Source organism: Streptomyces clavuligerus (assembly GCF_005519465.1).
GTDB classification, from domain to species: domain Bacteria; phylum Actinomycetota; class Actinomycetes; order Streptomycetales; family Streptomycetaceae; genus Streptomyces; species Streptomyces clavuligerus.
Window position 1 is genome coordinate 1,827,887 of record NZ_CP027858.1, and the last position, 12,384, is coordinate 1,840,270.

Below are 12,384 nucleotides of genomic sequence, written 5' to 3' on the forward strand. Positions count from 1 at the left end.
TTTCCACTGGGGTAGGGCTTTTCTTCTCCCGGTACGGGCCACGGATCTCGACGGGACCGTCGGCACGGACCGTGCGGACACCGTCGCGGAACGCTTACGGCCAGGGAGAACCGGCCTGGCGCGCCCGGCCGTACGCGATCGTGTGGGGATCGCGTACGGCCGGACGCCGCCCGATGCGCCGAGCGCCGTTACGCGAGACCCAGCCGCTCGGCGGCCGAGGCCGCGTCCACCGGCACGGTGACCGGCTGCGGGGCGCCCGCGACGGCCCAGTCGGGGTCCTTGAGTCCGTTTCCGGTCACGGTGCAGACGATCCGCTGGCCCGGGTCGACCCTGCCCGCCTCGGCGGCCTTGAGCAGACCGGCGACGGACGCCGCGGAGGCGGGCTCCACGAAGACGCCCTCCTGCGCGGCCAACAGCCGGTAGGCCCGCAGGATCTCACGGTCCGTCACCTCGTCGATGAGGCCGCCGGACTCGTCGCGCGCGGCCAGCGCCTGCTGCCAGGAGGCCGGGTTGCCGATCCGGATGGCGGTGGCGATGGTGGACGGGTCCTTGACGACCTCGCCGCGGACGATCGGGGCGGAGCCCGACGCCTGGAAGCCCCACATGCGGGGCGTACGGCTGCTGACCCCGTCGGCCGCGTACTCCCGGTACCCCTTCCAGTACGCGGTGATGTTGCCCGCGTTGCCCACCGGCAGCACATGGATGTCGGGGGCGTCGCCCAGGGCGTCGACGATCTCGAAGGAGGCGGTCTTCTGACCCTCGATCCGATACGGGTTGACCGAGTTGACCAGCGCTACCGGGTAGTTCTCGGACAGGCTCCGCGCCAGGTTGAGGCAGTCGTCGAAGTTGCCGTCGACCTGGAGGATCTTCGAGCCGTAGACAAGCGCCTGGCCCATCTTGCCCAGCGCGATCTTGCCCTGCGGGACGAGCACCGCGCAGACCATCCCGGCCCGAACCGCGTACGCGGCGGCCGAGGCGGAGGTGTTGCCGGTGGAGGCGCAGATGACGGCCTTGGCGCCCTCCTCCTTGGCACGGGTGATCGCCATCGTCATCCCCCGGTCCTTGAAGGAGCCGGTGGGGTTGGCGCCCTCGACCTTGAGATGGACCTCGCAGCCCGTGCGCTCGGAGAGGACCTGGGCGGGGACGAGCGGCGTACCACCCTCACGGAGCGTGACGACCGGCGTGGTGTCCGTGACCGGAAGCCGGTCCCGGTACTCCTCGATGATGCCCCGCCACTGGTGGGTGCCCTGGTTGGTCATGGGTCCTTACTCCCCTTCAACACGCATGATGCTGGCGACACCGCGCACGGTGTCGAGCGAGCGCAGCGCCTCGACGGTCCCCTGAAGGGCGGCGTCGGGCGCGCGGTGGGTGACGACGACGAGCGACGCCTCGCCGGAGGAGTCCTGTCGTCCTTGCTGGCGCACGGTGTCGATCGACACCCCGTGCTCGGCGAAGACCGTCGCGACCTGGGCGAGGACACCCGGCTTGTCGGCCACGTCGAGACTGATGTGGTACCGCGTGACCACCTCGCCCATGGGGCTCACGGGGAGCTGGGTGTACGCGGACTCCCCCGGCCCTGTCGCACCGGCGAGCTTGTTGCGGCACACGGCGACGAGGTCGCCGAGGACGGCGGACGCGGTGGGGGCACCGCCGGCGCCCGGGCCGTAGAACATGAGCTGCCCGGCGGCCTCCGACTCGACGAAGACCGCGTTGTACGCCTCGCGCACGGAGGCGAGCGGGTGGCTGAGCGGGATCATCGCGGGGTGCACCCGGGCCGTGACCGACCGGCCGTCGGCGGCGCGCTCGCAGATGGCGAGCAGCTTGACGGTGCAGCCCATCCGCCGGGCCGAGGCCATGTCGGCGGCGGTGACCTCGGTCAGCCCCTCGCGGTGCACATCGTCGAGCCGGACCCGGGTGTGGAAGGCGATCCCGGCGAGGATGGCGGCCTTGGCGGCGGCGTCGAAGCCCTCGACGTCGGCGGTGGGGTCGGCCTCGGCGTAGCCGAGCGCGGTGGCCTCGTCCAGGGCCTCGGTGTAGCCGGCGCCGGAGCTGTCCATCCGGTCCAGGATGAAGTTGGTGGTGCCGTTGACGATGCCGAGCACCCGGTTGACCTTGTCCCCGGCGAGGGACTCGCGCAACGGCCTGATCAGCGGGATCGCCCCGGCGACCGCGGCCTCGAAGTAGAGGTCGCGGCCGTGGCGCTCGGCGGCGGCGTAGAGCGTCGCACCGTCCTCGGCCAGCAGCGCCTTGTTGGCGGAGACGACGGAGGCGCCGTGCTCGAAGGCGGTGGTGATGAGGGTGCGGGCGGGCTCGATGCCGCCGATGACCTCGATGACGACGTCGATGTCGCCGCGTTTGACGAGCGCGGTGGCGTCGGTGGTGATGAGCTCCTGCGGGATGCCCGCCCGTACCTTGGAGGGCCTGCGCACGGCCACCCCCGCCAGTTCGACGGGGGCGCCGATCCTGGCGGCGAGGTCGTCGGCGTGCGTCGTCATGATGCGCGCCACCTCTGAGCCGACCACTCCACAGCCCAGCAGCGCCACCTTCAGCGGACGCGTACGCATCATCCGACCTCGCTTCTCATCACTTCTACGGTTGGTCCAGTCTCACTCACCGGACGGCAGTTTCTATCCTTGGTCCGGTATGCGAGACAACTATCTCAATTAACCGACATCGAGACGCAGGAGATCTTCCTCCGTCTCCCGTCGGACGATCACCCGTGCCGCACCGTCCCGCACCGCCACCACGGGCGGGCGCAGCGCGTGGTTGTAGTTGCTGGCCATCGAGCGGCAGTACGCACCGGTCGCGGGGACGGCGAGCAGATCGCCGGGGGCGAGGTCCGCGGGAAGGAACGCGTCCTTCACCACGATGTCACCACTTTCGCAGTGCTTGCCGACGACACGGGAGAGCATCGGGGCCGCGTCGGACACCCGGGAGACGAGGGAGACGCTGTACTCGGCGTCGTACAGAGCGGTGCGGATGTTGTCGGACATCCCCCCGTCGACGCTGACGTAGGTGCGCAGCCCCGGCAGCGGCTTGATGGTGCCGACCTCGTACAGGGTGAACGCGGTGGGGCCGACGATCGCGCGGCCCGGCTCGACGGAGATCCGCGGGGGGCGCAGTCCGGCGTTTTCGCACTCACGGGTGACGATCTCGTGGAGCGCCTTGGCGATGTGACGCGGTTCACGCGGGTCGTCGTCGGGGGTGTACGCGATACCGAGGCCGCCGCCGAGGTCGATCTCGGGGAGTTCGACGCCGTGCTCGTCGCGGACCTGCTGGAGCAGCCCGACGACGCGGTGGGCGGCGACCTCGAAGCCGGAGGTGTCGAAGATCTGGGAGCCGATGTGGGAGTGGAGGCCGATCAGCTCCAGCCCGTCGAGGCCGAGTGCGCGGCGCACGCCCTCCGCCGCCTGTCCGCCGGCGAGCGGCAGGCCGAACTTCTGGTCCTCGTGCGCGGTGGCGATGAACTCGTGGGTGTGCGCCTCGACGCCGACGGTGATCCGGATCAGGACGCGCTGGCGCACCCCGAGGCCCTGGGCGACATGGGCGACCCGGGCGATCTCCTGGAAGGAGTCGAGGACGATCCGTCCGACCCCGGCCCGGACGGCGCGCTCGATCTCCTCAAGGGACTTGTTGTTGCCGTGGAAGGCGATGCGGTCGGCGGGCATCCCGGCGTCGAGGGCGGTGAGCAGCTCGCCGCCGGAGCACACATCGAGATTGAGCCCTTCCTCGTGCAGCCAGCGGACCACGGCGCGGCTGAGGAACGCCTTCCCGGCGTAGAAGACGTCGGCCCCGGGGCCGAAGGCGTCGGCCCAGGCGCGGCAGCGGGCGCGGAAGTCGTCCTCGTCCAGGATGTAGGCGGGGGTGCCGAACTCCTCGGCGAGCCGGGTCACATCGAGTCCGCCAACGGTGGCGACGCCGTCCTCGTTCCGGTCGACGGTACGGGACCAGATCCGGGCGTCGAGGCGGTTGAGGTCGGCGGGCGGGGCGGGGTGGTGGCCCTCGGGGAGGACATCGGCGTGGCGGGGCCCTGCGGGGTGGGCGGAACGACTCATGGCGGCTCTCTCACAGATGGTCGGGGGCGCTGACGCCGAGCAGGGACAGGCCGCCGGCCAGCACCGTCCCGGCGGCCTCGGCGAGGGCCAGCCGGGAGCGGTGGGCGGCCGAGGGTTTCTCCTCGCCCCGGGGCAGGACGGTGTGCTGGAAGGCGAGCAGCGCGTCGGCGGTGGCCTCCAGATGGCGCGCGAGCCGGTCGGGCGCGTGCAGCCGGGCGGCGGACGCGAGGACGTCCGGGTAGTCGCCGATCAGTCCGTCCAGCGCGGTGTCGACATGCTCCAGGGGTTCGCCGCGGAAGCCCAGGGCCGCGGCGTTGCGGGTGAGGGCGCGGCTGCGGGCGTGGGCGTAGCGGACGGTGAAGAGGGGGTTGCTCTCGTGCTGGCGGAGCAGGTGCGGTCCGGGGCGGGGCCGGTCGTGGGCGGCGGTGGAGAGAAAAGCCCAGCGCAGGGCCTCCGCCCCGAGGAGCCCGGCCGCTTCCGTCCCTCCCGCCTCTTCCGCCTCTTCCGCTTCGACGGGTGGGGCGACCCGGCCGCGGCCCCGGGGGTGCGCGGGGTCGTCGGGTCCCTGGGTGCGGGCGATGCGGCGCACGGTCTCGTCCCAGACGGCGGCGCGGGGGCGGGCGGGAGCGGCGGGAGCGGCGGGAGCGACCTGGGGTGCGCCCTCGGCGCCTGTCACCCGGTGTCCGTACGCCGGGCCCTGCTCCAGGACCCGGCGGACCAGGGCGGCCTGGCTCCCGTCCACGAGGGAGAGATTGAGGAAGCCGGGGCCGGTGATCTCGACGGCGGCGATACCGGGGGTGCCGGCGATCCGCTCCCGCAGGATCTCCGCCACCGCGCGGGGCGCCTTCCCGGCCGGTCCGGCGAGCCGCAGGGCGATCGTGGTGGCCCAGTCCCCGCGCCCCCCGGGCCGGGGCCGTTCGACCGTGACGGTGTCGGGTACGGGCACCTCCAGCGCGCCGTCCTCCACCGCACGGCACACGGCGTGCAGCACGGTACGGGACAGCTCGGCGGGGGTCACAGGGCAAGCCTAGGGGAGGGAGGGGGGCCCTTCGCGAACCCGTTTCGCCATCCGGTCAGCCGCGGGTGCTCCCGGCCCGTCCCGCCCCGCGCCGCCCGCCCGGCCCCGGCGGCCCACCGGGCCCCTCGGGCCGCATCAGCCGCCGCACCACCCGGACCAGCTCGGCCGGTTCGAAGGGCTTCGCCAGAAAGGCGTCGACCCCGGCGGCGATGCCGCTCTCCACCTCGTGCTGGGTACAGGCGCTGATGATCGCCACCGGCACCCCGCTGGTGAGCGGATCGGCCTTCAGCCGCGTCGCCGTCCGCAGCCCGTCGAGCCGTGGCATGACGACATCGAGTGTCACCACATCGGGCCGCACCTCCGCCACGACCTCCAGGCACTCGGCACCATCGGCCGCGGTCACGACCTCGAAGCCCTCCAGCTCCAGGTTGACCCTGATCAATTGCCGGATGACCCGGTTGTCATCGACAACGAGCACACGGCCGGACGCGCCTGACACAACTTGAGAGTAGGTCCCCGCTCGCGGCGGCGTCCGGGTTTTCCCCACTTCCACCCCCTGCGGGGGACCCCGCCCTCTCCCCGCCCACCACCCCGGCCGCCCCCGCGCACCCTGCGGAAAGACCCGTTCACGGGCACCCCGCGGGAGCTGGTAATGTTCTTCTCGTCACCGCGACGGGGCAACAGCCCGGCGGAGATGGTGCGCCCCCGTAGCTCAGGGGATAGAGCAACGGCCTCCGGAGCCGTGTGCGCAGGTTCGAATCCTGCCGGGGGCACTCGCGGGTCAAGGAACTGAAGGGTGATCTGACCAGGGCGGGAGCCTTTCAGGAAGGGCGGGAGTCAGTCTCACTGACTCCCGCCCTTTCTCGTTGTCTCCCACTGGTTGTGCGTGAGAAGCGCGTGAGCCACACACGGCTCACGCGGGGTCGGCGGGGCCCCACCCCATGGCCTTCTCGATCTTCTCGTTGTCGGCCTCCTCACTCTCGTCGATGAGTCCCGCGTAGTGGCGGTCGATCACCTCCGGGGACGTTCCGGCGCGGCGGGCGACCTCAGCCACGGGCAGTCCGGCGCGGAGCCAGTCCGTGATGGCCTTCGCCCGACCGTCGTACGGCTTCCTGGCCAACGGGGACTCGACCTTGTACGGCGGGAAGGCCAGCGGCCGAGCCTCCTGCCAGACACGCCAGTAACTGGACGTGCCGACCAGTCCGCCCCGCTCGTTCTGGAAGACGCGGCCGTCAGCGGCAGTGCCGAACTCCTCCAGGTGTGCCCGGAGCATCGCGACGAGAATCGGCGGAATGGGTACTCGTCGTTTCGTATCAGGGTCCCGCATCTTCAGCCCGCGCCTGTCGTGACGCTCACCTGAATCAGTCCATCTCTTGCCGGAAACGGGGCGCGTCTCCCAGACGGTCATCTCTCCCCACCCTTCCTCGGGAAGGTGGCAGTCGGATTCCCTCAGCCCCACGACTTCCGCAGGGCGCAGCGCCGCGTAGATGATGCAACCGAAAAATGGGACAAGACGTCTTCCCCTGTTCCGATGCACCGATCCGATGTATGAAACAGCCGTCAGAAATTCCTGCGCCTGCACGTTGTTCATCAACACGCGAGGGTCTACCGAACCGGTCTGTGCAGTGGCATAGCGCGCCAAACCGTCGATGGGATTCTCGTCCAGGTAGCCCATCTGAATCGCGTACGCCATGGCCGCGTTGAAACCGCGCCGCCGCCGCTTGTACGTCTCCTTGGCCGCAAGCTTTCCGTCGAGCCTGTAGGCCAGCCGGTAATGGACGTCCTCGGCGACGACGGAGTTCTTCAACGACGACAACGGGTGGGAGTTACCCGCGAGCCACTTGCAGACCTCTGCCAGATCCGCTGGCGGCTCCTCGCCCTCGTGTCCTGGCACGACAGCCCATCTGACGGCCAAGCGTACTGTCAGAAGCTCCGGTGCATCCGGTCCGTCACCCATCATCCCCAGAGCCGCAGACGCCAAGCTGTCGGCGAGCCCTTCCCGTGTTTTCGCCGCCGCCGTACGCCAGCGTCGCTTCATGAACTCGTGGGCGAAGGCCCACCATGTGGGATCTGGTTTCTCCTCAGCCTTCGCAGCCTCAGCCGCTTCCGCCCGACGAACTTCGGACTCAGGCAGCCCCGATTCGATGTCGAACGACTCACCCCGACGCATCGCTTGGAGTATTTCTGAACGACGATTGTCGGCAAGCGTATACGTTGCGAACGATGCATATTTCACATCGCCAGCCACAACCCAACGGATCTGGTAGGGAGCCGATTTACTCCTCACCTTGCTGATTTTCCAGACCCGGACGTCCGACGAGAAAACTCGTTCTTGCCAATCCTCAGGATGCCCACTTTCGCGGGCATCCTGAGGCGCACTCTTAACGCTCTGAGTCACGCTACTTCTTCTCGTTCCGTCAGCCAGCTCTCATAGTCAGAGCGGCGAATGCGCACATCCCCGTTGGGGAGTTTGATCGAGCGGGGTCCTTTTCCGAGCTGTCGCCACCGATGGAACGTCGACTCGGGAACTCGGAGATCGGTTACGACTTCCTTGATGGTCATCTTCTCGTCCACGGTTCTGGGACTCACGCCACGTCCTCTCTGTGGTCGGGCTGGGCTGCGCGGGTGCCGCGGGGGCGGCGGTGTTGTCCGAGGGTGGGATTTCTGCGTCATCGCGTCATCTGCGTCAATCAGGGGGTTGACCTGCGGTTTTCGGTGACGCAGGGATACGGGGGGTGTGTCACCCGGTGACGCGGGCCCGCGTCACCGGGTGACGCTGGTGACGCTGGATGACGCAGAGTTCGGGGGTCTGCGTCATCGCTGTCGCTGCTGGTCAGGTGCCGTTTGTGGGGTGCTGGTGACGTGGGTGACGCAGCGTTCCCTTTCTTAGGAAAAAGAAGGGGGTGGTGTCTGTGGTGGTGCCACCGCTGTCAGGGCGTGAAGAAGGGGCCGCTGTCGCGGCGCGCCTGTTGCAGGGCGGCTTCGCGCCGGAACAGCAAGAGGAGCACCCGGGGCGGGCGGTGCTCCTCTTGCTTGTCCGCTCCGTGGTGCGGCGGTCAGAGTGCGGTCTGCTGATGCGCGGGTACGGGGGCGGGGCGGGTCATCTCGATGTAGCGGGCGGCTTTGGTGCGGCCCCAGTCGACGAGGACACCCCGGGCCGCCAGAGTGGGCTGGAGCCGCTTCAGCCGGTCGGACAGCACCTTCCCGGTCGTCGGCCAGCCTTTGGGCAGGGGACGGCACTCCTGGCCGCTGTAGAGGTCGGTGAGGCAGTGCAGCCACTGGGACGACGTCATCCGCACCTCCGCCCCCGGCTCCAGCCCGGCGGCATGCGTCAGGACCGTCTGCGCCAGCAGATCACCCTCAATGACGTCGTCGTTCAGATCGTCCAGGCTCGCCCGGTAGGCAGCGAGCGCCCCGAGGGAGACGGCTGTGTCGAGCTGGGCGCACAGGTGCGCGAAGTCGGCCATGCGCAGGTCGGTGGGGATGTCCGCCTCGGTGGCGCGGACCTGGACCGTGAGGTCCAGGAGCGAGCCGAGAACGACCGGAAGGATCTGTGCGTACTCCGTCCACAGTTCCGCCTCGGTGCGCCGGACCCGGGGCCGCTCCAGCCGCAGGGGCAGGAGGCGTTCGGCAAGGTCGGGGCGGATGACGCCGACGTCGATCCCGGTCAGCAGCAGCGGGCGCCGGTAGCGGGAGCGGACCACGTCGCCGTCGGTGAACAGCGCGCGCTTGATGCTCTCGGCGCCGGTGACGACGCAGCACATCAGGTCGGACAGGTCCGGGGGAAGGTGGCTCAGGTTGTCCAGGGCGGTGACCCATCCGGCGGCAACCGCCGTGATCAGGTTCTCCTCATCGCGCGGGGCCCGGCGCAGGTCACCGGTCATGCCCTCGATCACCCGTACCAGCATCCGGCCGCCGGTCGACTTCCCCGCGCCCTGCGGTCCGGTGAGGAACGGTGCCGGGACGGGCACGGACGGCTCCAGGCACCCGATCAGCCACGCGAGGGCCAGACACTCGCTCTCGGCGTTGGCGAAGTTGCACAACCTCAACAACAGGTCGATGCCCTTGCCGTTGGTGTCCTTGGCGGGGAGGGGGAGTTCCCCGGTGAGCTGGGTGCGCCGCCAGCACACCTCACGCGGATCAGGGATACGGACGTCCCACCCGGTGGGGTGGATACGGACGGACCGGCCGTCGTCGCGGCCCAGGTCCAGCCACGTCGCCCCGTCGAACCCCGGGGCGACACGGATATGGGTGGGCTGCACGTCCTCGGTCAGCGCGAGTGCTTCGATCAAGTCCAACGCCTCCTTGAGCGCGGTTCCGTTGAACACGCCATGGCCGTCCCGGTAGAGGCCGACCATGAGTTCCTGGCGGTGGCTCCCGGTCGTGCCCTGGGAGCGGATCGGGCGAGCCACGGGGTGGCCGTTGCGCTGCGCGTACACGGTGCCCTCGGTGGTACGGAAGTACCGGAAATGGGACTGCGCGTAGTCGGTGATGATCTGCCGTGCCGCCGGGGCCTTCTCGTCCTCGGCCACGCCTACATCACCAGCGCGGCGCGGGCGTTGACCCACGCGACGGTGCAGTGCCGCATCGACTCACCCCGCGCCTGCGCGGCGGCGAACAGCCGCTCCACGTGTGCCTCGGTGAGGCAGCCGCACCGGCCATGGGTGGACAGCACGGCAAGGAACACCCGGTAGACCGTGTTGTGGATCGCGCTCCGGGCGTCCGCGATGTGCTGCTCGGCCATCGCGATCCCGCGCTCCAGGAAGACAGGCGTGCGGTGCGGACACGCCCCGCCCCCACCCGGCAACGGCACGGCGGGCAGTGACGCGGTCCGGGGCGCGGTCGCCTTCACGACCAGCGCCCGGACCACGTCCGGCAGATGGATCATGGCCCCGGTTCCGGGGCCGAGCCACCGTGCGTAGGCCATGGTCGACTTGATGTCGACACCGGGGCGGACGGCGTTCGCGGACCGCATCGTGCCCCGGTAGATCCAGTGCTCGCCCCGGGTGGTGGCCACGGTCACGGTACGGGGCAGGGTCCGGCGGGCCCACGCGATCGCAGCCGCGTCGTCCAGGTCGACGATGGTGAGTCCGGCGCCGCCGGGGTGGTAGGCGAGCCCGGTGGCGCGGTGCCAGTCTGCGGCCCACTGGACGGACGAGAGAACGGCCGGGTCGGTGGTGGCGGCGGCCCAGGCGTGGCACGGCAGCGGGCACACGCACAGTCCGGGGGTCCGCATGTGGGGGCGGCCCCCGCACACGGTGTCCCGGCACGCGGAGCAGTTCGCCGGGGGGCGCTTCTCGCGGAGCGGGAGCACGGGCACCCCCCGACCGGCGAGGTTGAGCGCGGCCTGTAGCAGGGAGGGGCGGGCATGAGTCATGCTGGACACCTCAGCTCTCTGTTGAGTTGTGCTGGACGAGGGCGGCCCCGGACTTTGGCGAGACGGGGGCCGCCCTCGGTGTGTGGCGGGTGGGTCAGCCGGTGATGCTCAGGACCACGCAGGTGGCGTCGTCGCGGTAGCCGTCCGGGCCGGTCATGGCGGCGGCGGTGATGGCGTCGGCCAGGGCATACGGATCGGCGTGGTGGTCCTGGACCAGGGCCTCCAGCGTGGTGCGGCGGATCTGCCCGTGGGCACCGTCGGACGTGAGGATGATGACCCGGTCGCGGACGTAGCAGAGGGGCACGGTCGCGATCGAGCAGCGGCCCAGGGCACTGCGGGCGTAGTCGTCCAGCACCCTCGCCCCGGCCTCTACCGTCACGGTTTCATCGGGGCGGTTGTCGCGGTGGAGCGTGACGGCGGTGCCGCCCCATTCCCGCAGCCAGGTGCCCATGGTCTGGTCGGTCGACCGCTGGATCAGGCTCGTGCCGGTCCAGCCGTAGATGCGGGCATCGCCGGTCCACGCGATCGATGTCGTCCCGGACTCGGCGTTGGTGACGGCGACCACGGCAACGCCGTCGTCGACCTGGACAGTGGTCGGGGCGGCGGCCATCTCAGCGGCGGCGAGGATGCCGAGCAGTGCGCCCCGGCGGGCACCGACCCGCGCGGCCACCTCAGCGGCAGTGCGGGAGAAGAGAACCACGTCGGGGCTGTTACCGATGCCGTCGACGAGTGCGGCGGCCACCATCCCCGTCCCCGGGAGCCGGTGAACGGCGCTGTTGTCGGCGTTGTGGGGGCGGGTGCCCCGGCGGGTCGCGGTGGCGGTGGTGATGGTGAGGGTCATCGGGTCTCCAGGGCGGGTCGCCGTCGGCGGCTCCGGGTCGTGGCCAGCAGGTAGGCGCTTCCGGCTTGCCGGAGGGCAGTGTGGGCGTCGCGGCTGCGGTCCCGTCCGGTCTCCAGCTCGGTCTCGACGTCGGGGGCGAACAGCCCGTCGCAGGCGCCGCCGAGCGGGATGTCACTCAGTTCGATCGCCGCCCACGCCGCAGCTTCGCCGAGGTCGACCAGGGGCGTGCCGTGAGCGATGAGGGCGAGGCGGTCCCGGGTGATAGTGACCGATGTCCGCAGCCGCCACCGCTGTTCGGCCTGCTCCGGGGTCTCGGGCCGCCCGTTCCGACGTTGGGCGACGATCAGCCAGTGGTGTTCGCGGTAGCGGAGGACGGCGTCCAGCAGGCCGATGAGCGCGTCGGTGACTTGCTGCTGGTGCCGCTCGATCCGGGCGGCGCGGTCGGTGGCGCGCTGGGTGTAGGTGGCGAGGGCGCCACCGGCGAGGGTGCCGAGTACGGCGATGAGGGCGGTCAGCACGATGCCTCCGGGCCGTCGATGGCGCGCGGGATGCTGCTGGTGGGGAGCTGGGCTCGGATGTAGGCGAGGGTCTGGCCCGGGGTCTTGCGGGAGCGGTAGAAAGCGGGGGCGGGGCAGTCGGGGATCGCGGCGGCGATCTGCCCGGCCAGAGCCTGGGTGACGCCGTCACGGGCGATCAACCGGATCTCCACCCGCTCCATCCCGGGCGGGGGGCTGGTGCGCCGAGCGGGCTGTCGGGGTGCTGCGGTCATGGGTCTCCTTTTCTAGAAGGGGGGTTTGTTGCTGTAGCCGCCGGGGGCCCAGGGGTCCGGGTGGCCGGTCCGTCGCCGGAGCCAGCGGGGCGGCCGGGGGAGGCGGAGAAGGGTGCGGCGGTATCCCGCGTCCCAGCACGGGCAGGTGGTCCAGTTGGTGCCCGCGTAGCCGGTCTCGTCGCCGTAGTCGTAGGCCCATCCGCCGTCCCCGTGGCAGTCGGCGCAGTCGGGGGCGGGGGTGTCGGTGAGGATCAGGGCGGGGCGGGGCCAGGTGGTGAAGGTGATGTGGGGGCGGATGCGGTTTTGGAGCATGGGGCTCCCGAC

13 protein-coding genes and 1 tRNA gene are annotated in these 12,384 nt (G+C 70.7%); 1 reads left to right on the top strand and 13 read right to left on the bottom strand.

Annotation, left to right across the window (positions count from 1 at the left end):
* Window positions 1-188: 188 nt before the first annotated feature.
* The 5 genes from thrC to CRV15_RS07305 all read right to left on the bottom strand — a co-directional run bounded on the left by thrC (window position 189) and on the right by CRV15_RS07305 (window position 5,626).
* Window positions 189-1,259 (bottom strand): threonine synthase, encoded by a 1,071-nt coding sequence (gene thrC, locus CRV15_RS07285; protein WP_003952452.1) that lies wholly within the window; start codon window positions 1,257-1,259, stop codon window positions 189-191.
* A gap of 6 nt (window positions 1,260-1,265) precedes the next feature.
* Window positions 1,266-2,564 (bottom strand): homoserine dehydrogenase, encoded by a 1,299-nt coding sequence (locus tag CRV15_RS07290; RefSeq protein WP_003952453.1) that lies wholly within the window; start codon window positions 2,562-2,564, stop codon window positions 1,266-1,268.
* 99 nt (window positions 2,565-2,663) lie between these two features.
* Entirely contained in the window at window positions 2,664-4,055 is a 1,392-nt protein-coding gene (lysA, locus tag CRV15_RS07295; protein WP_003952454.1) for a diaminopimelate decarboxylase, read from the bottom strand.
* 10 nt (window positions 4,056-4,065) lie between these two features.
* Window positions 4,066-5,073 carry an ArgS-related anticodon-binding protein NrtL gene (gene nrtL, locus CRV15_RS07300; protein WP_003952455.1) on the bottom strand — a complete coding sequence of 336 codons (1,008 nt, stop codon included), beginning with the start codon at window positions 5,071-5,073 and terminating at the stop codon, window positions 4,066-4,068.
* 55 nt (window positions 5,074-5,128) lie between these two features.
* Complete coding sequence (locus CRV15_RS07305) at window positions 5,129-5,626, bottom strand: response regulator (protein WP_003952456.1); 498 nt, start codon at window positions 5,624-5,626, stop codon at window positions 5,129-5,131.
* 148 nt (window positions 5,627-5,774) lie between these two features.
* Between CRV15_RS07305 and CRV15_RS07310 the strand changes: the two genes are divergently transcribed.
* Window positions 5,775-5,846 (top strand) — tRNA-Arg (locus CRV15_RS07310).
* Window positions 5,847-5,986: 140 nt separating this feature from the next.
* Here the strand turns inward: CRV15_RS07310 and CRV15_RS07315 are convergent.
* The 8 genes from CRV15_RS07315 to CRV15_RS07350 all read right to left on the bottom strand — a co-directional run bounded on the left by CRV15_RS07315 (window position 5,987) and on the right by CRV15_RS07350 (window position 12,372).
* Window positions 5,987-7,471 (bottom strand): tyrosine-type recombinase/integrase, encoded by a 1,485-nt coding sequence (locus CRV15_RS07315; RefSeq protein ID WP_003961847.1) that lies wholly within the window; start codon window positions 7,469-7,471, stop codon window positions 5,987-5,989.
* Window positions 7,468-7,662 (bottom strand): helix-turn-helix transcriptional regulator, encoded by a 195-nt coding sequence (locus CRV15_RS36610; RefSeq protein ID WP_078504726.1) that lies wholly within the window; start codon window positions 7,660-7,662, stop codon window positions 7,468-7,470. Before CRV15_RS36610 ends, CRV15_RS07315 begins: the two co-directional genes overlap by 4 nt.
* A gap of 467 nt (window positions 7,663-8,129) precedes the next feature.
* Window positions 8,130-9,605, bottom strand: a complete 1,476-nt coding sequence (locus CRV15_RS07325; protein WP_003952459.1) for a hypothetical protein — start codon at window positions 9,603-9,605, stop codon at window positions 8,130-8,132.
* Window positions 9,606-9,607: 2 nt separating this feature from the next.
* Window positions 9,608-10,450: a bifunctional DNA primase/polymerase gene (locus CRV15_RS07330; protein ID WP_003961845.1), complete on the bottom strand. Its 843-nt coding sequence runs from the start codon at window positions 10,448-10,450 to the stop codon at window positions 9,608-9,610.
* 94 nt (window positions 10,451-10,544) lie between these two features.
* The gene (locus tag CRV15_RS07335) at window positions 10,545-11,291 is read right to left on the bottom strand and encodes a hypothetical protein (RefSeq protein ID WP_003952461.1); all 747 of its coding nucleotides are present in this window, start codon (window positions 11,289-11,291) and stop codon (window positions 10,545-10,547) included.
* Window positions 11,288-11,809, bottom strand: coding sequence for a hypothetical protein (locus CRV15_RS07340; protein ID WP_003952462.1), 522 nt, complete (start codon window positions 11,807-11,809; stop codon window positions 11,288-11,290). Before CRV15_RS07340 ends, CRV15_RS07335 begins: the two co-directional genes overlap by 4 nt.
* Complete coding sequence (locus CRV15_RS07345; protein ID WP_003952463.1) at window positions 11,803-12,060, bottom strand: hypothetical protein; 258 nt, start codon at window positions 12,058-12,060, stop codon at window positions 11,803-11,805. The genes CRV15_RS07340 and CRV15_RS07345 overlap by 7 nt, the downstream gene beginning before the upstream one ends.
* Before the next feature lie 12 nt (window positions 12,061-12,072).
* Window positions 12,073-12,372: a hypothetical protein gene (locus CRV15_RS07350; protein WP_003952464.1), complete on the bottom strand. Its 300-nt coding sequence runs from the start codon at window positions 12,370-12,372 to the stop codon at window positions 12,073-12,075.
* Between the last annotated feature and the right edge of the window lie 12 nt (window positions 12,373-12,384).